The organism is Jejuibacter sp. L23, assembly GCF_050815825.1.
Taxonomy (GTDB): Bacteria; Pseudomonadota; Gammaproteobacteria; order Enterobacterales; family Enterobacteriaceae; genus Jejubacter; species Jejubacter calystegiae.
Genome location: NZ_CP138199.1, coordinates 5,198,825 through 5,222,988, shown reverse-complemented (window position 1 = coordinate 5,222,988; position 24,164 = coordinate 5,198,825). Strand labels below are relative to the sequence as shown.

At 56.2% G+C, this 24,164-nt stretch carries 22 protein-coding genes; 14 read left to right on the top strand and 8 right to left on the bottom strand.

All coding sequences use genetic code 11. The features are described from left to right. Positions 1-277 precede the first annotated feature (277 nt). Positions 278-916: a ribosome biogenesis GTP-binding protein YihA/YsxC gene (gene yihA / locus SCU88_RS24880; protein WP_175340205.1), complete on the bottom strand. Its 639-nt coding sequence runs from the start codon at positions 914-916 to the stop codon at positions 278-280. Positions 917-1,528: 612 nt separating this feature from the next. Here yihA and yihI point away from each other — a divergent pair. Both yihI and hemN read left to right on the top strand, forming a co-directional pair. Next, entirely contained in the window at positions 1,529-2,026 is a 498-nt protein-coding gene (gene yihI, locus SCU88_RS24875) for a Der GTPase-activating protein YihI (RefSeq protein ID WP_138095017.1), read from the top strand. 198 nt (positions 2,027-2,224) lie between these two features. Further along, a complete protein-coding gene (gene hemN / locus SCU88_RS24870; RefSeq protein ID WP_175340204.1) occupies positions 2,225-3,598 on the top strand; it encodes an oxygen-independent coproporphyrinogen III oxidase in 1,374 nt (457 codons plus the stop codon). Positions 3,599-3,643: 45 nt separating this feature from the next. Here hemN and SCU88_RS24865 read toward each other — a convergent pair whose 3' ends face one another. The 4 genes from SCU88_RS24865 to glnA form a co-directional block, all read right to left on the bottom strand. Further along, positions 3,644-3,766, bottom strand: coding sequence for a YshB family small membrane protein (locus SCU88_RS24865; RefSeq protein ID WP_138095014.1), 123 nt, complete (start codon positions 3,764-3,766; stop codon positions 3,644-3,646). A gap of 86 nt (positions 3,767-3,852) precedes the next feature. Continuing rightward, positions 3,853-5,265: a nitrogen regulation protein NR(I) gene (glnG, locus tag SCU88_RS24860; RefSeq protein ID WP_138095013.1), complete on the bottom strand. Its 1,413-nt coding sequence runs from the start codon at positions 5,263-5,265 to the stop codon at positions 3,853-3,855. 20 nt (positions 5,266-5,285) lie between these two features. Then, positions 5,286-6,335 (bottom strand): nitrogen regulation protein NR(II), encoded by a 1,050-nt coding sequence (gene glnL, locus SCU88_RS24855; RefSeq protein WP_175340203.1) that lies wholly within the window; start codon positions 6,333-6,335, stop codon positions 5,286-5,288. 225 nt (positions 6,336-6,560) lie between these two features. Continuing rightward, a complete protein-coding gene (gene glnA / locus SCU88_RS24850; RefSeq protein ID WP_138095011.1) occupies positions 6,561-7,970 on the bottom strand; it encodes a glutamate--ammonia ligase in 1,410 nt (469 codons plus the stop codon). Between the two features lie 357 nt (positions 7,971-8,327). On the opposite strand from glnA, the gene typA reads away from it, so the two are divergent. After that, the gene (gene typA, locus SCU88_RS24845; protein WP_138095010.1) at positions 8,328-10,148 is read left to right on the top strand and encodes a ribosome-dependent GTPase TypA; all 1,821 of its coding nucleotides are present in this window, start codon (positions 8,328-8,330) and stop codon (positions 10,146-10,148) included. Positions 10,149-10,193: 45 nt separating this feature from the next. On the opposite strand, the gene SCU88_RS24840 is transcribed toward typA, so the two are convergent. Continuing rightward, positions 10,194-11,060: a helix-turn-helix domain-containing protein gene (locus tag SCU88_RS24840; protein ID WP_175340202.1), complete on the bottom strand. Its 867-nt coding sequence runs from the start codon at positions 11,058-11,060 to the stop codon at positions 10,194-10,196. Positions 11,061-11,242: 182 nt separating this feature from the next. Between SCU88_RS24840 and SCU88_RS24835 the strand changes: the two genes are divergently transcribed. Genes SCU88_RS24835 through SCU88_RS24815 form a run of 5 tightly spaced genes read left to right on the top strand, consistent with a single transcriptional unit; the run spans position 11,243 to position 16,318 of the window. Beyond that, on the top strand, positions 11,243-12,952 hold the full coding sequence (locus tag SCU88_RS24835; RefSeq protein WP_175340201.1) for a solute:sodium symporter family transporter: 1,710 nt from the start codon (positions 11,243-11,245) through the stop codon (positions 12,950-12,952). After that, positions 12,953-14,452, top strand: a complete 1,500-nt coding sequence (locus tag SCU88_RS24830; protein ID WP_175340200.1) for a sulfatase-like hydrolase/transferase — start codon at positions 12,953-12,955, stop codon at positions 14,450-14,452. A gap of 36 nt (positions 14,453-14,488) precedes the next feature. Next, entirely contained in the window at positions 14,489-14,836 is a 348-nt protein-coding gene (locus SCU88_RS24825; RefSeq protein WP_175340199.1) for a DUF202 domain-containing protein, read from the top strand. Then, positions 14,826-15,188 carry a DUF202 domain-containing protein gene (locus SCU88_RS24820; RefSeq protein ID WP_138095005.1) on the top strand — a complete coding sequence of 121 codons (363 nt, stop codon included), beginning with the start codon at positions 14,826-14,828 and terminating at the stop codon, positions 15,186-15,188. The genes SCU88_RS24825 and SCU88_RS24820 overlap by 11 nt, the downstream gene beginning before the upstream one ends. Beyond that, on the top strand, positions 15,185-16,318 hold the full coding sequence (locus tag SCU88_RS24815; RefSeq protein ID WP_175340198.1) for an anaerobic sulfatase maturase: 1,134 nt from the start codon (positions 15,185-15,187) through the stop codon (positions 16,316-16,318). Before SCU88_RS24820 ends, SCU88_RS24815 begins: the two co-directional genes overlap by 4 nt. Positions 16,319-16,328: 10 nt before the next feature. On the opposite strand, the gene emrD is transcribed toward SCU88_RS24815, so the two are convergent. Next, positions 16,329-17,513 carry a multidrug efflux MFS transporter EmrD gene (emrD, locus tag SCU88_RS24810; RefSeq protein WP_175340197.1) on the bottom strand — a complete coding sequence of 395 codons (1,185 nt, stop codon included), beginning with the start codon at positions 17,511-17,513 and terminating at the stop codon, positions 16,329-16,331. A gap of 177 nt (positions 17,514-17,690) precedes the next feature. After that, positions 17,691-18,584, bottom strand: a complete 894-nt coding sequence (locus tag SCU88_RS24805; protein WP_175340196.1) for a LysR substrate-binding domain-containing protein — start codon at positions 18,582-18,584, stop codon at positions 17,691-17,693. A 145-nt stretch (positions 18,585-18,729) separates the two neighbouring features. Between SCU88_RS24805 and SCU88_RS24800 the strand changes: the two genes are divergently transcribed. The 6 genes from SCU88_RS24800 (at position 18,730) to SCU88_RS24775 (ending at position 24,153) form a co-directional block, all read left to right on the top strand. Continuing rightward, complete coding sequence (locus SCU88_RS24800) at positions 18,730-19,428, top strand: 3-oxoacid CoA-transferase subunit A (RefSeq protein ID WP_175340195.1); 699 nt, start codon at positions 18,730-18,732, stop codon at positions 19,426-19,428. Positions 19,429-19,440: 12 nt separating this feature from the next. After that, positions 19,441-20,109, top strand: coding sequence for a CoA transferase subunit B (locus SCU88_RS24795; RefSeq protein ID WP_138095001.1), 669 nt, complete (start codon positions 19,441-19,443; stop codon positions 20,107-20,109). After that, positions 20,109-21,293 (top strand): acetyl-CoA C-acyltransferase, encoded by a 1,185-nt coding sequence (locus SCU88_RS24790; RefSeq protein ID WP_175340194.1) that lies wholly within the window; start codon positions 20,109-20,111, stop codon positions 21,291-21,293. Before SCU88_RS24795 ends, SCU88_RS24790 begins: the two co-directional genes overlap by 1 nt. 17 nt (positions 21,294-21,310) lie before the next feature. Then, entirely contained in the window at positions 21,311-22,081 is a 771-nt protein-coding gene (locus SCU88_RS24785; protein WP_138094999.1) for a 3-hydroxybutyrate dehydrogenase, read from the top strand. A gap of 735 nt (positions 22,082-22,816) precedes the next feature. After that, on the top strand, positions 22,817-23,383 hold the full coding sequence (locus SCU88_RS24780) for a fimbrial protein (RefSeq protein WP_175340193.1): 567 nt from the start codon (positions 22,817-22,819) through the stop codon (positions 23,381-23,383). Positions 23,384-23,439: 56 nt separating this feature from the next. Next, positions 23,440-24,153: a fimbria/pilus periplasmic chaperone gene (locus SCU88_RS24775; RefSeq protein WP_175340192.1), complete on the top strand. Its 714-nt coding sequence runs from the start codon at positions 23,440-23,442 to the stop codon at positions 24,151-24,153. Positions 24,154-24,164: the final 11 nt, after the last annotated feature.

The following is a 24,164-nucleotide window of genomic DNA, read 5'->3' as shown; positions in this document are numbered from 1 at the left end:
TAAGCAACATCAGAGATAGGTTTTTGTGATGGTTGTTCAAGTTCATAATGTAAAAAATGAAAAAAAACTACAAAAAATGCTTTTTCCTCGCATTAAAAAAGAGTAGAGTTAACGACGTAGGGTACAGAGGTAAGATGTTCTATCTTTCAGACCTTTTACTTCACGTAATCGGATTTGGCTGAATATTTTAGCCGCCCCGGTCATCTAATGACCGGGGCGTTTTTTATTGTCTGCGATCCGCAAAAATACCGCGCGCCCGGCACGCGGCAGATCGGAATTACGCTTCTGCTTCCGGCTCTTCGGCTACGATCCCTGGGAGATCGTTAAACCAGCTGTCCAGCTTATTTCTTAGCTTATCCACGCCCATCTTCTTCAGCGAAGAGAAGATCTCGACTTCAACGTCTCCGTTAAAGGCGATAGCGGCTTCGCGCACCAGATTCAGCTGCTTTTTACGGGCGCCGGAGGCCAGTTTATCGGCTTTAGTGAGCAGGACCAGCACCGGAATATGGCTGTCCACGGCCCATGCGACCATCTGCTGATCGAGATCCTTCATCGGATGGCGAATATCCATCAGTACCACCAGCCCCTGAAGACAGTGACGCATTTGCAGATACTCACCGAGCGCCTGCTGCCACTTACGTTTCATCTCTTCCGGGACTTCGGCATACCCGTACCCCGGCAGGTCGACCAGACGCTTGCCTTCAGCCACCTCAAACAGGTTGATCAGCTGAGTACGGCCTGGTGTCTTACTGGTTCGCGCCAGGTTTCTCTGGTTGGTCAGCGTATTCAGCGCGCTCGACTTACCGGCGTTGGAGCGGCCTGCAAAGGCAACCTCGATCCCGCTGTCGGCGGGGAGGTGGCGAATATCTGGCGCACTGGTTACAAAGTGCGTCAGTTGATAATTCCAGTTAGTCAAAATGGTCGTCTCCATCAGGGATGCATATGGCCGGGATTATACCTGATATGCACCACCGGAAGCCCGCTATTGGCGAACAGGCTGGCAGCATTGCCATACGCTTTGTAAGACATTGACCATTGTTGAGGCGGGAAAAAGCGGCTTTTATTGATCTGAACTTTAATAAAACGGTAATAAAAACAGTGTAGTAATACATTTATACCCTGTGAGACGCATGACCGCTTCCGGGTATCTCCTTGTGAAAACAAGGGATAAGCGTAAAGTATGTCTCACAGGCAAGGAGCCCTAAGGATTCGGTTCAGGATGAACGCTCAGGAGTGACAGGACGTCGAAGAGTAGGGACAAGCCAGGATGGGCGACCGCTGGGATGGCGGAACAGATAAAGGGACAGGGACAACACAAAGGACGTAGTACGCTGAGGGAAAGACAGGGCGTCGACAGCAAACACGGACGATTTAACTCGCAAGAGTTTAGTGATGAATCAGGCGGCAGGCTATCCTGCCGCCTTTTTTATTTTTCACTCCTGTCCGGGGGCGCTATCGCAGATTTGCCGCCGAACCTGCTATTATTCTCACTTCATACCGACCTGAAACGGCCTCGAGACACAGAATCATGAAGCAACAAACCCCTGCCCGCGCTAAAGGGCCAAATAAACGCCGTTCGACGCGTGAAGAGCTGAACCAGCAGGCGCGCGATCGCAAGCGCCAGAAAAAGCATCGCGGCCTTTCGTCCGGTAACCGTAACAGCGATTCCCGGCAGGGCAATTCCGGGAAAGGGGGGAAAAACCTTCCCGATCCGCGCCTGGGCAGCAAAAAGCCGGTTGCTCTGGGCGTGCCAGCAAGCCAGGCGCCGAAAGCGGAAAAAGTGCCTGCCCGACCACTGCTTTCCCCCAGTGAAGAGCTGGAAAAGCTGGAAAACGATCCTCGACTGGATGCGCTGCTGGACAGGATTGAGTCCGGGGAAGCGATCGACAAAAAAGACCGGGATTGGGTCAACGCTCAACTCGATCGCATTGATGAACTGATGCAGCAGCTCGGCCTCTCCTTCGACGACGATGAAGAGGAAGAGGGTGAAGAAGATCTGATGCGCCTGCTTAAGGGCGGAGACTAAACGTAGCGCTATGGGGCCGCTGGTTCTGATCATCGTTCTACCCATAGCCTGTTATCTGTTGTGGTTATTCGTTAAACTACAGCGGTTGTCGCGCCGACAACGGTGGCTGCGCAATCGCATGATGGCCCGGGGCTCGGGCGGCGCGTCTTATCCGGGGCGCGCAGGAAGGCGGTTGCGGCGCCGCAGGAAGGAGTGAGTATGTCTGAGCAGTTAATTGACTGGGATCTGGCCCTAATCCAGAAATATAACTATTCCGGGCCGCGTTATACCTCTTACCCCACCGCCCTTGAGTTTTCAGAATCCTTTAGTGAAGACGATTTTACTCGCGCGGCGGAGCGTTATCCGGAGCGGGCGCTGTCACTCTACGTGCATATCCCGTTCTGCCATAAGCTCTGCTACTTCTGCGGTTGCAATAAGGTCGTCACCCGCCAGCGCCATAAGGCCGACCAGTATCTGGACGCGCTGGAGCGTGAAATTCGCCATCAGGCGCCGCGTTTCGGGCAGCGTCAGGTTAGCCAGATGCACTGGGGCGGCGGTACGCCGACTTACCTGAATAAAGCGCAGATCGGCCGCCTGATGGGGCTGCTGCGTGAAAATTTCCGCTTTAATGACGATGCCGAGCTTTCTCTTGAGCTGGATCCGCGGGAAATCGAACTGGATATGCTGGACCACCTGCGCGCGGAAGGCTTCACGCGCCTGAGCATGGGGGTTCAGGACTTCAATAAAGAGGTGCAACGCCTGGTCAACCGCGAGCAGGATGAAGAGTTTATCTTCGCGCTGATCGCCCGGGCCCGGGAACTGGGGTTCACTTCCACCAATATCGACCTGATCTACGGTTTGCCGAAGCAGACGCCGGAAAGCTTTGCCTTCACCCTGAATAAGGTGGCGGAGCTAAGCCCGGATCGGCTGAGCGTCTTTAACTATGCTCACCTGCCAACGCTGTTTGCCGCCCAGCGCAAAATTAAAGAGGATGACCTGCCTTCAGCGCAGCAGAAGCTTGATATTTTGCAGCAGACTATCGCTTCCCTGACTGGCGCAGGCTATCAGTTTATCGGTATGGACCACTTTGCGCGTCCGGATGATGAACTGGCGGTTGCCCAGCGTAACGGCGTGCTGCATCGCAACTTCCAGGGTTACACCACCCAGGGAGATACCGACCTGCTGGGGCTGGGGGTTTCCGCCATCAGCATGCTGGGAGACTGCTATGCCCAGAACCAGAAAGAGCTGAAGAAATATTATCAGCAGGTAGAAGAGCAGGGCGATGCCCTGTGGCGTGGTCTGACGCTTACCCGGGATGACTGCATTCGTCGCGATATCATTAAGGCGCTTATCTGTAACTTCCGGCTGGATTTTGCCGATATCGAGCGCGCATGGCAGCTCGATTTTCATAATGACTTTGCCGAGGATTTAGCGCTGCTGGCGCCGCTGGCGCAGGATGGGCTGGTGGATATTAATGACCAGGGCATTCAGGTGACGGCGAAAGGGCGTCTGCTGATTCGTAATATCTGTATGTGCTTTGATATTTATTTGCGCCGTAAGGCCAGATTGCAGAAGTTTTCTCGGGTCATTTAGGAAAACTAAAAAAGCGGGGAGCCTGATTCAGGCTCCCCGCTTTTTTTAACTCAAGAAGTTGAACAGCGCCGCGCAGAGTAGCGCCGCAATGGCCGCATGGGGTGACTGGCTGGCTGCCGCGCCCACGTCAGCGCTGCTCGAAATCACATTGATGAATGATTCCAGCATGGTAAACCTCCGTATAATCGTGCCCGATCATACTCATCCTTGCCTCTGAGTCAAAGGCTAAAAAAACGTCAAAAAAAGGTCCTTTTCTACTCCATTCCTAACTCTTTGAGCTTACGGGTCAGGGTGTTTCGTCCCCAGCCGAGCAGGCGCGCCGCCTCCTGTTTGTGGCCATGGGTATGGCGCAGCGCCGTGGTCAGCAGAGTTCGTTCCATTTCCGGTTGCGCTTCGGACAACAGATTTTGATGACCGGAACGCAGCGCCCGATCCGCCCACTGGGCCAGCACCGTCGCCCAACTGTCGGGCTGAACCTGGGTGCCGTTACTTTCTGGCACGCTGGTTTCAAACAGTTCGGGAGGCAGATCCTGAATCAGCACCTCCTGACCGGCGGCCATTACCGTTAGCCAGCGACAGGTATTTTCCAGCTGGCGCACGTTGCCGCCCCAGGCCAGGCGGGTGAGCGCGGCTTCGGTTTCCGGGTGCAACTGCTTGGTCTCGACCCCCAGTTCCTGAGCGGCCTTCTGCAAAAAGTGGCGCGCCAGTCGTGGAATATCTTCGCGTCGCTCGCGCAGGGGCGGCAGATGAACGCGGATTACGTTCAGGCGGTGGAACAGATCCTCACGAAAGGTGCCTTCCTGCACCCGTTGCTCCAGATTCTGGTGGGTGGCGGCAATAATCCGTACGTCCACTTTCACCGGCGCATAACCACCCACCCGATAAAACTGGCCATCGGCCAGCACGCGCAGCAGGCGGGTCTGAACATCCAGCGGCATATCGCCGATCTCGTCCAGAAACAGGGTGCCGCCGTCGGCCTGCTCGAAGCGCCCCTGGCGGATCTGGCTGGCGCCGGTAAAGGCCCCTTTTTCGTGGCCAAACAGCTCAGATTCAATCAGATCGCGCGGGATAGCCGCCATATTCAGGGCGATAAATGGTGATTTTTCCCGCGGGCTGTGACGATGAAGGGCGTGGGCGACCAGCTCTTTACCGGTGCCTGACTCGCCGTTAATCAGCACGCTTATTGACGAGCGCGACAGACGCCCGATAATCCGAAACACGTCCTGCATGGCTGGCGCCTCACCGATAATATCGGCGGCGGGGCTATTAGCCTGAGTCAGGCGCGGCTGCTGCTGCTCCTGATAGTGGTTAATGGCGCGTTCCACCAGGGCTACCGCTTCGTCGATATCAAAGGGTTTAGGCAGATAGTCGAAAGCGCCCTGCTGATAGGCGCTGACGGCGGCGTCCAGATCGGAATGGGCGGTCATAATGATGACCGGAAGCATGGGATGACGCTGTTTAATCTGTTTAAGCAGCGTGAGCCCGTCCATACCCGGCATGCGAATGTCGGAAAGCAGAACATCCGGGGTCTGTGTGGCAAGGGCGTCCAGTACCTGATGGCCGCTCTCAAAGGCGGTACAGCTAATGCCAGCGCTGGTGAGCGCTCGCTCCAGTACCCAGCGGATGGAGCTATCGTCATCGACTACCCAGGCTATCCCTCGTTGCATAGTGACCTCTATTCAGGCGCTTATTTACGGATGGGCAGATAAACCGAAAATTCGGTGTGTCCCGGCCAACTGCTAAATTCAATTTTTCCCGAGTGCTGATCGATAAGGCTGCGGGCGATAGAGAGCCCCAGCCCGGTCCCCCCTTCGCGGCCGCTGACCATGGGATAGAACAGCGTATCCTGCAGGTGGGGGGGAATACCGGGGCCGGTATCTTCAACATCAATGCGTGCCGCCAGGCGGTAGCGCTCGCCGTGCAGGGTCAACTGGAAGGCGGTACGGGTGCGTAGCGTAATTTCGCCGCCCTGTTCGCCCAGCGCCTGGAGCGCGTTGCGCACGATATTCAGCAGCACCTGTTCAAGCTGATCGGGGTCGTGGGTCAGATCCGGCAGACTGGGGTCGTAGTCACGCACCAGGGTGACGTTTTCCGGCAGCTCCAGCTTCACCAGATTCACTACCCGCTCGGCCACCTTATGGATGCTGTCAGTAATATGCATCCCCGGCTGCTGAGGCCCCAGTAGCCTGTCGACCAGATTACGCAACCGGTCGGCCTGCTCAATAATAACGGTGGTATATTCCGTAAGCGTTGGGTCAGGCAGGGCGCGATTAAGCAATTGTGCCGCGCCGCGCAGCCCGCCGAGCGGATTTTTTATCTCGTGCGCCAGGCCGCGTACCAGGTCACGGGCCGCCACCTGCTGGGCGTGTTGCAACTGCTCCTGGCTGAGTCGTCGCTGGTTATCCATTGGGGACATCTCCAGCAGAATCAGGCTATCCGGCATACGCTGCGCTGATAGCGAAAGAATATGGGCGCGACCGTCAATCACCAGCGTGACCTCATTATCGATAAAGCCCTGGCCGGTATTCAGGCTTTCGCGCATCAGTTCGATATTCAGCGAAAAATAGCTAAGAAGCTCCGGCAGCGGCGCACCGAACAGCTTGCGCGAACTCTGCGCCAGCAACTGCTGGGCGGCGGGATTTGCATAGTGTACGGCAAGTTCGTCATCCACCAGCAGAATGCTGTTCATCAGCGAATTCAGGATAAGCCCTGCATCGGGCTGTGTGCCATTTGCCATTATTAGCCCCCTTCCAGCTATTGCACTATTTTAGTGCATACTGGTGTTCGCTTCATTAATAGCCTGGCCCCGGGCGGTATTCTTTGCCGCTACACAGGGTACTAATGAACCGTACACGCAGGTACATGGGAGAAAAAAGCCCATCAGAGATGGGCTAAACGTTTCCACGGCAACAAAAAAATCGTCTGCTGCGCCCAAAAGATGGCAGGCGCAGTCAGTAACATCTTAAACGCTGTAGTACAGTTCGAATTCAACCGGGTGCGGCGTCATGCGAACGCGGTCGTTCTCTTCAAGACGCAGGGCGATGTAGGCATCGATAGCGTCGTTGGTGAACACGCCGCCTGCCGTCAGGAACTCGCGATCGGCATCCAGGGCTTCCAGCGCTTCTTCCAGAGAACCGGCAACCTGCGGGATCTCTTTAGCTTCTTCCGGCGGCAGGTCGTACAGGTTTTTATCCATCGCTTCACCCGGGTGGATCTTGTTCTTGATACCGTCAAGACCGGCCATCAGCAGGGCGGCGAAAGCCAGGTACGGGTTGGCAGCCGGATCCGGGAAGCGCACTTCGATACGGCGAGCCTTCGGAGAAGTGACGACCGGGATACGGATAGAGGCGGAACGGTTACGGGCAGAGTAAGCCAGCATGACCGGCGCTTCATAGCCAGGCACCAGACGCTTGTAAGAGTTGGTGGTTGGGTTGGCCAGGGCGTTAATGGCTTTCGCGTGCTTGATCACACCGCCAATGTAGTAGAGCGCCATTTCGGACAGACCGGCATATTTGTCACCTGCGAACAGGTTATTGCCGTCTTTTGACAGAGACATGTGGCAGTGCATGCCGGAACCGTTATCACCGAACATCGGCTTGGGCATAAAGGTTGCGGTTTTGCCGAAGCGGTGCGCGACGTTGTGGACCACATACTTATAGATCTGAATTTCGTCCGCTTTCTTGGTCATGGTGTTGAAGCGGGTTGCCACTTCGTTCTGACCTGCGGTCGCGACTTCGTGGTGATGCGCTTCAACCACCAGACCCATCTCTTCCATGGTCATACACATCACGGAACGGATGTCCTGAGCGGAATCTACCGGCGGAACCGGGAAATAGCCGCCTTTCACACCCGGACGGTGGCCTTTGTTGCCGCCTTCGTATTTGGTGGAAGAGTTCCAGGCGCCTTCGATATCGTCGATGGCGACGTGAGAGCCGGAAATGGAACTACCGAAACGGATGTCGTCGAACAGGAAGAATTCCGGCTCCGGCCCGAACAGCACAGTGTCGGCAAGACCGGTAGCGCGCAGGTAGTCTTCAGCGCGCTTGGCGATAGAACGCGGGTCGCGATCGTAGCCCTGCAGCGTGCCCGGCTCCAGAATATCGCAGCGGATAAGCAGCGTCGGCTCTTCATAAAACGGGTCGATCACGGCGGTTGACGGGTCCGGCATCAGTACCATGTCGGATTCGTTAATGCCTTTCCAGCCACCGATCGAGGAACCGTCGAACATTTTGCCTTCTTCAAAGAAGTCCTGGTCCACCTGATGGGAAGGAATGGTGACGTGCTGCTCTTTTCCTTTAGTATCGGTAAAGCGCAAATCGACAAACTTTATTTCGTGCTCACTCAGCAGCGTCATAACGTGTTCTGCGGACATAGGTAACTCTCCCGGATTTGTCATTGTCGTCGTGGTACAACTTTTGTTTAAAGTGGCTTTTCGCCTTGTACAGGCTCTTTATAGATAAAAAAGCGAAAAGCGTGCCAACTTTCACATCGCCCCAAAAAGGCGCTATGATGCGCACCGCAGTGAAAAGGGCTGCACCACACTGAACATTATGCACTATAATGGTGCACCCAGAGGATGTCAGGGCACCAAAATGGTGCGAACCTCTCTTTTTCTCTCTCCGTGAAAACGATCACAGACACCAAAAGAAAAAGGTTTCCTGCGATCTGTTCAGTCCTCCGATTAATCCGTGTACAATAACGCGCTATTTCTAATGCCTGAGGCAAAGTTGTGATCGAAAATCTGCGTAACATCGCCATTATTGCGCACGTTGACCATGGGAAAACCACCCTGGTTGACAAGCTGCTGCAACAATCTGGCACCTTCGGTGAGCGTAATGAGCTTACCGAGCGAGTCATGGACTCCAACGATCTGGAAAAAGAGCGTGGGATTACCATCCTCGCGAAAAATACGGCTATTAACTGGCGCGACTACCGCATCAACATCGTTGATACCCCGGGGCACGCCGACTTCGGTGGTGAAGTAGAACGCGTAATGTCGATGGTTGACTCTGTTCTGCTGCTTGTCGACGCAATGGATGGCCCGATGCCGCAGACCCGTTTCGTGACCGAGAAGGCATTCGCCAACGGGCTGAAGCCGATCGTGGTCATCAACAAAGTTGACCGTCCCGGCGCGCGTCCGGACTGGGTTGTCGATCAGGTGTTCGACCTGTTCGTTAACCTGGGCGCTACCGATGAGCAGCTGGACTTCCCCATCGTTTACGCTTCTGCGCTGAACGGTATCGCCGGTCTGGACCATGAAGACATGGCCGACGATATGACCCCGCTGTTCGAAACCATCGTTAAGCACGTGGAAGCGCCGAACGTTGACCTGAACGGTCCGTTCCAGATGCAGATCTCCCAGCTGGACTACAACAGCTACGTGGGCGTTATCGGCATTGGGCGTATCAAGCGCGGCGTGGTGAAGCCGAACCAGCAGGTCACTATCATCGATACGGAAGGTAAACGCCGTAACGGTAAGGTGAGCCAGGTTCTGGGCCACATGGGCCTGCAGCGTATCGAGTCTGCTTCTGCCGAAGCGGGTGATATCATCGCTATCACCGGTCTGGGCGAGCTGAACATCTCCGATACCCTGTGCGATCCGGGTACCGTTGAAGCGCTGCCGCCGCTCTCCGTTGATGAGCCGACCGTTTCCATGTACTTCTGCGTTAACACCTCGCCGTTCTGCGGCAAAGAGGGTAAATACGTCACTTCGCGTCAGATTCTGGACCGCCTGAACAAAGAGCTGGTTCACAACGTGGCGCTGCGCGTAGAAGAAACCGAAGACCCGGATGCTTTCCGCGTTTCCGGCCGTGGTGAACTGCACCTGTCTGTTCTTATCGAGAACATGCGTCGTGAAGGTTTCGAACTGGCGGTATCCCGTCCGAAAGTTATCTTCCGCGAAATCGATGGCCGTAAACAGGAACCGTTCGAGCAGGTCACGCTGGATATCGAAGAGCAGAACCAGGGTTCCGTCATGGAAGCGCTGGGCCTGCGTAAAGGTGAACTGCGCGACATGCTGCCAGATGGCAAAGGCCGCGTACGTCTGGACTACATCATTCCGAGCCGTGGCTTGATCGGCTTCCGTACCGACTTCATGACCATGACTTCCGGTACTGGTCTGCTGTACTCCACCTTCAGCCACTACGATGACGTGCGTCCGGGTGAAATCGGCCAGCGTCAGAACGGCGTGCTGATCTCTAACGGCCAGGGCAAAGCCGTCGCTTATGCGCTCTACAGCCTGCAGGATCGCGGTAAGCTGTTCCTGGGCCACGGCGCGGAAGTCTATGAAGGCCAGATTATCGGTATTCACAGCCGTTCCAACGACCTGACTGTGAACTGCCTGACCGGTAAGAAGCTGACCAACATGCGTGCTTCCGGTACTGACGAAGCCACCACCCTGTCTCCGCCGATCAAAATGACCCTGGAGCAGGCGCTGGAGTTCATCGATGATGATGAACTGGTAGAAGTCACCCCGACCTCTGTGCGTCTGCGTAAGCGTCATCTGACGGAAAACGAGCGTAAACGCGCTAACCGTGGCGCTAAAGAGTAATCTTTAGCCGACGTTGAAAAAGCCTCCGCTACTGCGGGGGCTTTTTTATGACTCCTTGCGTCGGATCAGCATCGATGGCGCAACGCCAAATTTCTGCTTAAACGCTTTACTGAAATGAAAGGTGTCAAAGAAGTTCAGCATATCCGCTACCTGACTCACACCATGGCGCTCCTGCTTCAACAGCGACTGCGCCAGTTCCAGGCGGGCATCCAGGTAGTATTCTCTGGGGCTCTTGCCGGTATAACGCAGAAACAGCCGCCGCAGATACTGTTCGCTGCACTGCATACGCTGCGCCATTTCACTGACCGTCCAGCGCCGTTGAAGGTCGGCATGGATCGCGGTCAGCAGTTTTTCCAGGCGGATAAACTGCGGCTCCCGGGCACCGTTGCGGGCAATCAGGCAGATCCACTGATAGATCATATGGGTCAGTGCGGCCACCGCCAGGTTGTTTTCCATCGATACCGGGCTTTGAATCAGCCGAGCTACTTCCTCAAGTTGATGATTAAATGCGTCACCGTTATATATTAGCGCTGGTTGTGATAAAGGAATATCCATTGCCCCGGTAGGAATAAATTCCATCCAGTATTGCTCCCAGACCAGCCCGTCGCAGTAATAGGATTTAATATCAGTGGGTTTCAGAAAAATAACGCAATTACCGTTAAGCGTAATAACTGAATTATCCTGAAGGATAACTTTACCGCTGCCCTGGAGCGTATAAATCGCCACCCAGGAGTTGGCAATCAGTGGTTTCCGTTTATCACGCGGCCAGCTAACCACGTAGTGGTTATCCGCCAGGGTATGCCACAGTGCCAGAAGCGCGAGGCCGCTTGAGATCACATTTTCTTCAAGAACCAGCGGAATGTTATAGGTAGTTTCGGTTTTTACATCCGAAACACCGTTTTTTCCATTCATTTTATTTCTCCAGAAGAGAATGATGCACCCAACCTGGTTGAAGAGATTAACAGCTCTTCCTTCCTCCGGGGAAACATACTTTCCTGGTTTGAGATTTCAGTCAGCCTGAGCCCCGCCAACCTTCTTCTATTACCTCTGTAATCAGGAATATTGGGGCATAACGATAACTATAGGCCAATGAGATGAACACATTACAACTCGTGAGCTTTTTTGCTTTTACGCTGCTGGTGGCGGTAATCACCTGGTGGAAGCTACGCAAAGATGATACCCAATCCCAGCAGGGATACTTTCTGGCCGGCCGCTCTCTGAAGGCACCGGTTATCGCTGCCTCGCTGATGTTAACCAACCTCTCTACCGAACAGCTGGTGGGGTTAAGCGGGCAGGCCTATAAGAGCGGGATGTCGGTCATGGCCTGGGAGGTTATCTCGGCCATTCCGCTGATCTTCCTGGCGCTGATTTTCCTGCCCAAATATCTGCAGCGCGGTATCGCCACCATTCCGGACTTCATTGAGGAGCGCTATGACAAAACCACTCGTATTGTCGTGGACTGCTGCTTTCTGATCGCCACCGGTATCTGTTTTCTGCCTATCGTGCTCTATTCCGGCGCGCTGGCCCTTAACAGCCTGTTCCACGTGGGCGAATCGCTGGGGATCACCGAAAATGCCGCTATCTGGGGGATGGTGATTCTGCTGGGCTTCGCCGGCATGATGTACGCCGTTATCGGCGGCCTGAAGGCCATTGCCGTCGCCGATGTTATTAACGGTATCGGCCTGGTGATTGGCGGTCTGATGGTGCCGGTATTTGGCCTGATGGCCATGGGCCATGGCAGCTTCCTGCGCGGCGTTGAGCAACTGACCACGGTACACAGCGAAAAACTGAACTCCATTGGTGGCAGTAGCGATCCAGTACCGATCGGCGCGGCGCTAACTGGCCTGATTCTGGTGAATACCTTCTACTGGTGCACCAACCAGGGCATCGTGCAGCGCACCCTTGCATCGAAAAGTCTTTCCGAAGGGCAGAAAGGCGCCCTGCTGACAGCGGTGCTGAAAATGCTCGACCCACTGATTCTGGTGCTGCCGGGGCTTATCGCCTTCCATCTGTTCCAGTCACTGCCCAAGGCGGATATGGCCTATCCGGCGTTGGTCAACGCCGTAATGCCAACGCCGCTGGTGGGCTTCTTCGGCGCGGTACTGTTTGGGGCCATCATCAGCACCTTTAACGGCTTCCTGAACAGCGCCAGCACCCTGTTTAGCTTAGGCATCTACAGCCGTCTGATTAACCCTAACGCCGAAGCCCAGAAGCAGGTCACCGTGGGTCGCTGGTTTGGTCTGGGACTGGCGCTGGTTTCCGTACTGGTTGCGCCGTGGATAGCCAACGCGCCGGAAGGGCTCTATTCATGGATGAAGCAGTTGAACGGCATTTATAACGTTCCGCTGGTTACCATTGTGATTATGGGCTTCTTCTTCCCGCGCATTCCGGCGCTGGCGGCCAAGGCGGCGCTGCTGTTCGGCATTGTTAGCTATATCGTGATCAACTACCTGGTGGATTTCGATTTCCACTTCCTCTACGTGCTGTTTATCACCTTCTGTATCAACGTTGTGCTGATGCTTATCCTGGGCTGGTGGAAACCACGGGAAACGGCGTTCCGCTTTAACGACGCCTTCGCCGTGGATATGCAGCCCTGGCGCCACACTAAAATCGCCGCCGTGGGCGTACTGCTGGGCATGATCGGCGTTTACGCCGGGCTGGCGCAATTTGGCGGCTACCCGACCAAATGGCTGGCGGTGGCTTGCTATGCCGTAGTGGTCGGTATTGTGGGATACCTGATTTATAGCGGTCGCTGTGCAAAACGCGCGGCGTCAAAACTGGCTTGTGACGTTAAGGAGAAATAGATGTCTCGCCCTAACTTCCTGTTTATTATGACTGATACCCAGGCCACCAATATGGTGGGCTGCTACAGCGGTAAGCCGCTCAACACTGACCATATCGACGCCCTGGCGGAAGAAGGCATTCGCTTTAACTCAGCCTATACCTGCACCCCGGTTTGTACCCCGGCGCGGGCGGGGCTGTTTACCGGCATCTATGCCAACCAGTCTGGCCCCTGGACCAATAACGTAGCCCCCGGGAAAAATATCTCCACCATGGGTCGCTACTTTAAGGATGCGGGCTACCAGACCTGCTATATCGGCAAGTGGCACCTGGACGGTCATGACTACTTCGGCACCGGGATCTGCCCGCCGGAATGGGATGCCGACTACTGGTATGACGGCGCTAACTACCTGGAAGAGCTAAGCGAACAGGAGATCGGGCTGTGGCGTAACGGCCTGAATACCCTCGACGATCTGCGCGAAAACAATATCGACGAAACCTTTACCTGGGCCCACCGCATCAGTGACCGGGCGCTGGACTACCTGGGGCGCCCGGAACGCCAGGACGAACCTTTCCTGCTGGTGCTCTCCTATGACGAACCGCACCACCCCTTTACCTGCCCGCCGGAATATCTGGAAAAGTATCAGGACTTTTACTATGACCTGGGGGAAAAAGGTCGCGATAATCTGGAAAACAAACCGGAACACCACCGCCTGTGGGCCCAGGCCATGCCGACACCGGTGGGGGAAGACGGGCTGTATCACCATCCGCTCTACTTCGCCTGCAATGACTTTGTGGATGATGAGATTGGCCGGGTGATCGCGGCCCTGACCCCGGAACAGTGCGCCAACACCTGGGTGATTTACACCTCCGATCACGGCGAAATGATGGGGGCGCATAAGCTCATCAGCAAAGGGGCGGCGATGTATGACGATATCACCCGCATTCCGCTGATCTTCCGCCCGCCTCAGGGTCAGGCCGCGCCGCGTCAGGAAGATGTTCCGGTCAGCCATATTGACATCCTGCCGACCATGATGGCGCTGGCGGGCATCGAACAGCCGGAAATCCTGCCGGGCGGTAATCTGCTGGAGGCCGCTCAGGATCGCGGCGTGATGGTGGAATTTAACCGCTATGAGATCGAACATGACAGCTTTGGCGGCTTTATTCCGGTACGCTGTTGGGTCACCAATCGCTTTAAACTGGTGCTAAACCTGTTCAGCAGCGATGAGCTTTACGACAGGCACGCCGACCCGCAGGAGATGCATAACCTGATCGACGATTCGCGCTATGCTGAGCAGCGTAACCAGCTGCACGACGCCCTGCTGGACTATATGGACAGGATTCGCGACCCCTTCCGCACCTGGCAGTGGGCGAGCCGCCCCTGGCGGCCAGACGCGCAGCCGCGCTGGATGGGCGCTTTCCGCCCGCGTCCGAAAGATGGTTATTCGCCGGTGGTGCGCGACTACGACACTGGTATGCCCACTCAGGGGGTGAAGGTGGAAGAGAAGAAACAGAAGTTCTGATGCTCCCGACAGGGAGGCAACACACAAGGAGACGGCATGAAGATATCACAGCTAGGCGAAGCGCCCGACTACCGCTTTTCGCTGGCGAATGAACGCACTTTCCTCGCCTGGATTCGTACCGCGTTGGGGTTCCTGGCGGCGGGGGTGGGGCTGGATCAACTGGCGCCGAGTCTTGCGACACCCGCAGTGCGTGAAGCGATTTCGCTGTTGCTGTGTCTCTTCGCCGGCCTGCTGGCGGTCTACGGTTACCTGCGCTGGCTGCGTAACGAGAAAGCGATGCGCCTGAAGCAGGATCTGCCCTATACCCGCACGCTGCTTATCGTCAGTATTGCGATGGTTGTAGCGGCGGGCACCGTGGCGCTGATGGTGCTGTATGCCGGATAAGCGCCGGGCGCGCCGTCTTGCCGATCCCGGCCTGCAACCAGAGCGCACCTCGCTCGCCTGGTTTCGCACGCTGCTGGGCTATGGCGCCCTGATGGCGCTGGCTCTGCGCCACGCCTGGTATCAGGCGGGCATGCTGTTCTGGTTCTCGCTGGTGATTATTCTGGTGGTGGCGTTGCTGGTCTATGGCTACGCCCGCCAGCGTAACCTGATGGACGTGGCGACGGATGACTTCGCAAAATCCGGTCCGGTACGCGCCAAAATGCTGATCGCGCTGGCAGTCTGCCTGCTGGCTGCGCTGTTTGCCGTCTCTCATATTAATCAACTGTTGGTGCTATGGAGTGCTGCATCATGAACGGTTGCCACGTCATGGCGAAACCCGCCAGTTCCCGGTGTAACCTGGACTGCCATTACTGCTTCTATATCGATAAACCACGCCAGCCTCGCATGGATGACGCCACGCTTGAGGTCTATATCCGCCAGCATATCGACGCCCAGCCGGGCCAGGTGGTGGAGTTTGCCTGGCAGGGGGGAGAACCGACGCTGGCGGGGCTGGCCTTCTTTGAGCGGGTCGTGGCGCTTCAGCAGCGCTATGCCGCGGGCAGACGCATTCAGAACACCTTACAAACCAATGGTATACTTCTGGATGAAGCCTGGTGCGCCTTCCTGGCCCACTACGGCTGGCTGGTGGGACTATCGCTGGACGGCCCTGCGGATCTCCATGATCGCTACCGGGTCACCCGCGCCGGTAAGCCAACCCATGAACGGGTGATGGAAGCGATGGGGCGCCTGAAGGCGCACGGCGTGGACTTTAATCTGTTGACGGTGGTGAATGCGCACAACATCGGGCAGCCAGAACGGCTGTACCGTTATCTGCGCGACCTGGGCACGCCGCATCTGCAATTTATTCCGCTGGTGGAGTCGGACGAACAGGGCGCACTGACGCCGGAATCGGTCAGCGGCGAAGCCTGGGGGCGTTTCCTGAATGCGGTCTTTGCACTTTGGGTGCGTGAGGATATCGGTCGGGTCTTCGTTCAGTTGTTCGATTCAACCCTTGGGGTATGGTGCGGCCAGCCTTCCCAAATGTGCGTATTTAGTGAAACCTGTGGCCACGCCTTTGCGCTGGAAGCTGATGGCACCCTCTATCAGTGCGATCACTACGTCTTTCCCGAATACCGGCTGGGTAATCTGCATGAGATCCCCATTGCGCAGATCAACGCCAGTGACGCCGCCCGGGTTTTTGGTCAGCACAAGCGACGCTCGCTGGTGAATGACTGTCTGGAATGCCGGGCGCGGCCTTTGTGTCAGGGGGATTGCCCCAAACACCGACTGGACGGCGGTAAGAGTGTGCTGTGCGCTGGTTATCGCGACTTCTTTACCCGCACGGCGCCTTATATGAAGACCATGCGCGATCTTATTCGTCAGCGTCGTTCGCCGGTAGAACTGATGGCGATGCTGCATGCCAGTGAGAAACGTCCGGCGTAAGCGTGGAAGGCTACACCGTCTGACCGTGACGCTGATCGTGATGGGTCAGCGGCAGCCAGCACAGCAGAATCAGAAGCCCCATTGCCAGCATCAGCACGCCCAGGCTGAACTGTCCGTCCTGAGGTAGCACGGCGGAAAACGACGCCAGAGCGCCGGATCCCACGTTTTGCAGGCCGCCAATCAGCGCCCCTGCAGTACCGGCCAGGAAAGGGTAAGGCTCCATCGCGCCGCTGGTGGCCAGAGGAAACAGCATTCCGGCGCCGAAGAAAAACAGCGCCGCAGGCACCAGTAGCGTCCAGACATTCATCACGCCAAACAGGCCGGGCAGCCACATCAGAATACCCGCCAGCAGACAGCTCAGCACCGCCTGCCACATCAGCGACGAGAAGCGCTTAGTCTGGCGACCTGCGTACCAGGCACCGAAAAAGGCGGCCGGTATCGGCAGAATAAACAGAATGCTGACTACCAGGCCGCTCAGACCCAGTCTGGCGCCCAACAGCACCCCGGAGCAGGCTTCGAACACCGCCACCCCGGCCAGGCCGCCAATCAGCATCACCAGATAGCAGTTAAATGCCAGGCTACCGAACAGCGTGCGATAACTGGCCAGAAGACGGGTACGGGAAGCCTGTAACGGGCGGGTTTCCGGCATCCAGCGCCACATACTGAAAGTGACCAGAATGCTCAGGGTAAGCAGAAAAACGAAACAGGCGCGCCAGCCGAACAGCGTATCCAATACGCCGCCGATCATGGGCGCCAGTAGCGGACTCACCAGAATGCCCATATTCAGCAGGCTGTTCGCGTGGCGCAGGTCCGGGCCTTCATAAAGATCCCGCGGCAGGGTACGCGCCATCACGCCGCCCACGCCGGTGCCCATTCCCTGCATAGCGCTGGCGGCAATCAGCACCGTCAGGCTGTGAGTAGTCATGGTGAACAGCGTCGCCACCATAAAGATAATCATGCCTGCCAGAATCACCGGACGGCGTCCAATGCGATCGGAAATGGGGCCGTAAATTAGCTGCGAGCCTCCGTAAGTCAGCAGATAAGCGGCCATCACGCCCTGTACTGCGCCTTCACGCACGCCCAGCGTCTGCGCCATATCGGCAATAGCTGGAATATAAATGGTCTGGGCCATCTGGCCGACGGCCACCAGCAGGATCAACATGATCAACAGATGGCGATTATCATTTGTTTTCATGACAATTAACGGAGTCGCTAAAATGAAAGAACTGGCGATGTGCCAGATAAATGCGCTGCAAATCTAACATATGGCAGCAATATATCCAGATGATTAGGTTATTTATACTAATTATTATTTATATGGCAGTGTAAAGTTTTTATGGCAACGGGAGTTGTCAGTCAAAGAAGCGGGCCATCAGAGGGCTGGAAAGGCGGTACGTACGGTGTCCAGCAGAGCCTGAGCGGCGGCGGAAAGCGGCTGGCTGCTGGCGCGAATCACCCCCACCCGCCGTTCGATAACCGGGTGACTAAGGGGAAGGCAGACCGCGCCCAGTTCCGTCATCTGGCTGGCGCACAGCGTTGGCACCGCGCTGGCACCCAGACCGCTGGCGACCATGCGTCCCACGGTCACCAACTGGTGGCTTTCAAAGGCGACCTCCAGCCGACGACCGCTTTTCATCAGGCTCTCTTCCAGTAACAGACGCACCGCAGAGGGGCGCTGCAGGGTAATAAAGTCGAGCGAGAGCAGTTCACGCCAGCTCAGTTTAGACCGCGTTGCCAGTCGGGAGTCGGCGGGCACAATCGCCACAAAGCGATCGCAGGTCAGAGGGGTAAAATGCAGACCGGAATCAGGTTCCGGCTCGAAGGCTATCCCCATTTCTACCCGGCCATCGCGCACCATCTCCAGCACCTGCTCATTAACCACATCATGCACCGTCACGTTAATACCGGCATAGCGATCGCGAAAGGCTCGCAGAATCGGCGGCAGGGGATTGCCCGCGAACGACGGCATTGCGGCGACTGAAACCTTACCGCGCTGGAGCGTGAAGCGCTGGCGCATCGCCTCTTCCACATTATCCCAGTCCGCCAGTAACTGGCGCGCCATGGGAAACAGCGCTTCGCCTTCCGGCGTAAGCGCCACCCGCCGGGTAGTACGCGTCAGCAGCGCGCCGCCTAATGCCTCTTCCAGCCCGCGAATAGCCAGACTCAGTGCCGGTTGGGAAAGATTCAGCCGCTCGCTGGCCTGGGCAAAGTTCAGAGTGTGAGCCACCGCTAAAAACGCGCGTAACTGTTTGACGCTGATTTTCATTCTGCCGCCATTTAACTAATTGGAAAACATACACTAACAATAAATTAATAACAAAAACGGATTAATGGCTCACAAAAACAAAATTCACAAATCAGTCGCAGGATTAACAAGATGGCGGATATCAGAGTGAGCAAGAGGCAACGATATGGCCGGACTGGATAAACGAGTCGCCAGCTATCAGGAAGCGCTGGACGGAATAACGGACAACATGACGGTGCTGGCAGGCGGTTTCGGCCTGTGCGGCATTCCGGAAAACCTGATCGACGAAATTCGCCGCCGCGGCGTGCGCGGGCTAACGGTGGTCTCTAATAACTGCGGGGTGGATGGCTTCGGCCTGGGTCGCCTGCTGGAAACTCACCAGGTCAGCAAAGTGGTGGCCTCTTACGTGGGGGAAAACGCCCTGTTTGAACAGCAGGTGCTCAACGGCTCTCTGGCGGTAGAACTCACGCCGCAGGGCACCCTGGCAGAGAAAATCCGCGCAGGCGGCGCCGGGATACCCGCGTTCTACACTGCCACAGGTTACGGCACGCCGGTGGCTGAAGGCAAAGAGGTGCGGGAATTCGATGGCCGCCACTACGTGATGGAACGGGCCATTACCGGCGATTTCGCCATTGTTAAAGGCTGGAAAGCGGACTGGTACGGCAATGTCATTTACCGCCACACCGCCCGGAACTTCAATCCGCTAATGGCCAGCGCCGGGCGTATTACGGTGGTCGAAGTTGAAGAGATAGTCGCCCCCGGCGAGCTGGATCCCAATGCCATTCATACCCCGGGCATCTATGTGGATCGCCTGATCCAGGGCCAGTTCGAAAAACGCATTGAGCAGCGCACCCTGCGCGCATAACCGGAGGCACAAATGCTGACACGACAAGAAATGGCGCAGCGTGTGGCCTGCGAACTGCGCGACGGCTACTACGTAAACCTGGGGATCGGCATTCCTACCCTGGTGGCGAACTATGTGCCGCCCGGTGTGGATGTCATGCTGCAATCGGAAAACGGCCTGCTGGGGATGGGCGCTTTTCCCACAGAAGAAGAGCTGGATCCGGACATGATCAACGCCGGTAAACAGACGGTCACGGCCCGCAAAGGGGCGGCTGTCTTCGATTCTGCGGATTCGTTCGCCATGATTCGCGGCGGTCATGTCGATCTTACCGTTCTGGGCGCGCTGGAAGTGGATGTGACCGGCAATATCGCCTCCTGGATGATCCCTGGCAAGATGGTGAAAGGAATGGGCGGAGCCATGGACCTGGTGGCCGGAGCGGAAAATATCATTGTGATGATGACGCACGCGTCAAAGAGCGGCGAATCCAAACTGCTGCCGCGCTGCACCCTGCCGCTCACCGGCGCGGGCTGCATCCGGCGGGTGGTGACCGATCTCGCTTATCTGGAAATTGAAGATGGCGCTTTTATTCTGCGGGAGCGGGCGCCCGGCGTCAGCGTGGAAGAGATTGTGGCGAAGACTGCGGGAAAACTGATTGTGCCGGATGCAGTGCCGGAAATGACGCTGACTCCGGGAGGTGCCTGATGCGGGATGTGGTGATTGTTAACGCCCTGCGAACGCCCATTGGCAGCTTTCATGGCGCGCTTTCCTCGCTAAGCGCTGTCGATCTGGGTAGCGCGCTGGTGAAGGCGTTAATAGAAAACAGCGGCGTGCCGCCAGAACAGGTAGATGAGCTGATCTTCGGGCAGGTACTCAGCGCCGGTTGCGGTCAAAACCCGGCGCGCCAGACGGCGGTACGGGCCGGTTTGCCGTACAGCGTGCCTGCCGTCACCCTTAATCAGGTGTGCGGATCCGGGCTGAAAGCGGTGTTGCAGGGGGCACAGGCGATTCGCAGCGGCGATGCGGAGATCGTTATCGCTGGTGGTCAGGAGAGCATGAGTCAGGCTCCTTATGTGCTCACCGGTGCCCGCTCCGGGTTGCGGCTGGGCCACGGCAACATGGTGGATTCTCTGATTCACGACGGCCTGTGGGACGCCTTCAATGACTATCATATGGGGATAACCGCAGAAAACCTGGCGCAGCGTTACGGCATAGACAGGCAAAGCCAGGACGCCTTTGCCCTGCGCTCTCAGCAGCGGGCCGCAGCGGCCCAGGCCGCCGGGCGTTTTGATGATGAGATCGTGGCGCTCACGGTTCCCCAGGGTAAAAAGGAGCCCAGAGTAGTGAGCCAGGATGAACAACCCAGGCCGGACAGTTCCGCTCAGCGCCTGGCCGCCCTGCGCCCGGCCTTCCTGCGTGAAGAAGGTACGGTGACTGCCGGTAATTCCTCCACCCTCAACGACGGGGCGGCAGCGGTCCTGATGATGAGTGCAGAGCGGGCGGCGGCGCTGGGTCTTCCGGTGCTGGGAAGCATTACGGCTGGCGCCCTGGCGGGTGTAGACCCGGCGGTTATGGGCATTGGCCCGGTCCTGGCCAGCCGCCGCTGTCTGACGCGGGCCGGATGGACGCTGGACAGCGTCTCTCTGATTGAAGCCAACGAAGCTTTTGCAGCTCAGGCGCTGGCGGTAGGCCAGGAGCTGGGCTGGGACGATGAGCGGGTCAATGTGAACGGCGGTGCGATAGCGCTGGGACACCCGATCGGCGCTTCCGGCTGCCGAATTCTGGTGACGTTGCTGCATGAAATGCGGCGCAGGAAGGTAACCCGGGGACTGGCGACGCTGTGCGTCGGCGGTGGGCAGGGTGTGGCGCTGGCGATTGAGCGCGACTAACAATGCAGGAGTCTGTGATGAATCTGGAAGGAAAAACGGCGCTGGTGACCGGTTCGACCAGCGGTATTGGTCTGGGGCTGGCCGAAAGCCTTGCCCGGGCTGGCGCTCAGGTGCTCCTGAACGGTTTTGGTGATGTGGCGACCGCCCGGTCGCGGGTGGCGGCTCAGGGAAAACAGCCGGGATACCACCCGGCGGATATGAGCGACGTGGCGCAAATCGAGGCGATGATGGCCTGGGCCGCCCGGGAGTACGGCGGCGTAGATATTCTGGTCAACAATGCCGGAATCCAGCATCAGGCGCCGGTAGAGCATTTCCCGGTAGAAAAATGGGACGCGATACTGGCCATCAACCTGAGCGCGGCGTTTCATACCACCCGGCTGGCGCTGCCGGAGATGCGTTCCCGCAACTGGGGACGCGTCATTAATATCGCTTCAGTGCATGGGCTGGTGGGCTCCCGGGAAAAATCGGCCTATGTGGCGGCCAAGCATGGTCTGCTGGGACTCACCAAAGTCACGGCGCTGGAAACGGCGCAAACCGGTATCACCTGCAATGCGCTGTGTCCGGGTTGGGTGCTGACGCCGCTAGTTCAACAGCAAATCGATAAGCGTATTGCCGAAGGCGCCACTCCCCGGCAGGCGAGGGATGCGTTACTGGCAGAAAAACATCCTTCCGGCGAATTTGTCACGCCGGAACAGTTGGGTGAACTGGCGCTCTTTTTATGCAGCGATGCCGCTATTCAGGTTCGCGGCGCTGCCTGGAATATGGACGGCGGTTGGGTGGCGCAATAAAACATTATTATTCCCCGGCGCTTTCGGATGCCGGGTTCTTTTTATTGTTTGTCCAGCTTTTGACGAAATTGTTTCAAACTATCGAGCGCTACCGGGTGAAATATTTAGCCTGCACCTGGTTGCCTGCTTTATTATTTTGGGTGGAGGTGTTTTTGTTGGCTTTATGATGTAAAGAACTGTTCGCTTTCGATCATCGCCTCACGCCTGGTACACCAGGTTTTCTGTTATTCCTCTTACTGTGACTTTCCTTCCTGTCGTTATTTTTCGGGCATTATCCTAATCCACTTTATGGGTAGCGAGAGGGCGTTTTTATCGACTATTGAAAATATACTGTTAAATGTTTGTACTGTGATGTTGCCTTTTTTAAATAAACAGGGCTATTTGATAAGATAAAAACACCTGTATGCGATTTTTAAGTTTTTTAAGGCTGCTGAAAGGTAGTTTTTTGTGTGGGTTGTGGCTACCTGTTACTATCATTTATTGGTGTTTTAGTCTGTTGTTTTGATTGTTGATGGTGTTTTTTGTTTAAAAAATGCAATTTATAAGAATAATTGTTTACCGTGTGGTTCTTTGGTGGTGTTATATCCCTCACTTCCCGAGCGGCTGCGATAGCCATGATGCTCAATGGAAGGCAACTCTGAAAAGTGATACGGGTTATTAACGGACGCCTGATTTACTGGTGCTCCTTTTAATTTCCCGCAGGATATTAATTCTAAGGATTACCGGGACATCGATATGTTCAAGAAAAGTCTGGTGGCGGCTGCCGTAATTATGTTTGCTGGTGTTGCTAATGCAGCAACTGATGAAGGTGTTGCGGGGGGTACTATTACCTTCAATGGTTCGGTAACAGATACTACCTGTAATGTGACCACAAATAATGGTTCAGATTTTACTGTAAGTCTTGATCCCATTACTTTGGATTCTCTGGGTACTACTGCGGGTGTTGTCGCGAACGGTGCTAAACAATTTACCATGGCGGTTTCTGGTTGCACGGGTTCTTCCACCGCAGATGACACGCTGAAAATTACCTTCAGCAGCAGCAACGTTTCTGACGATCAAAAATACCTGACCAACTACAGCGGCGACGCTGAAGGTGTTGGTATCGCGCTGACGACCGATGGCTCCGCCGGTACGGCGGTGGCTTTTGATAGCGCGCTGGATACTGGCGTCACCTCTACCGACGCGGCTTCCACCACTGGTGCTAACGTTAGCTTCTTCGCTAACTACTACAACTACGGCGGCGCCAGTGTCTCTACCGGTAGCGTAGTGACCACCGCGACTTACACCTTTACCTACGAGTAAAAACGCGTGGCCGGGGAGCCCCCCTGCTTCCCGGCTTCTGTGTTTGATCAAAACCTATGCGCCATTTTCTTATTCTGCTGAGCGCGATGCTGTTATCGGTATCGGGCCATGCCAGCGTTGTGATTAACGCAACGCGTGTTATTTATCCATCCTCATCCAAATTCGTGAATGTGCAACTGGTCAACCGTAGCACCACCACGCATCTGGTTCAGTCCTGGATCGACGATGGTAACCCGGCCGCAGCGCCGGAAAGTATTAAAGTGCCTTTCACCCTGGCGCCGCCGGTCGTCAAAATGGCCGCCAGTGAAGGGCAGACCCTGAAAATCACCCTGCGCAAAGGCACGCCTTTGGCGAAAGATCGGGAAACCGTCTACTGGATGAACGTGCTGGATATTCCTCCGGTTCCGGAAAACGCCAGCGGTGGTGATAACTACCTGCAGGTAGCCATTCGCAGTCGCATCAAACTGCTCTATCGCCCGGATGAAATACCGTCACCGGCCAGCGATATCCATAAAAAACTGACGCTGGAGTCGCGCTCGGGCGGCAGTTGCCTGAAAAACAGCGGCCCTTATTACGTGACCGTGCCGCAAATCATTGCATGGAGCGGCGGCGATCTGAAAAAGAAAACGGACGATAACCTGCTGAAAGCCACCGTGTTTGTTGAACCTTTTGGCTGTCAGTCTGTACCGGCCAGCATTAAAGCCGGTTCCCGCTATCGGGTGACATGGATGGATGACTACGGCAGTAAAAAATTCGGCGTCATTCAGTAAATGACTTAACG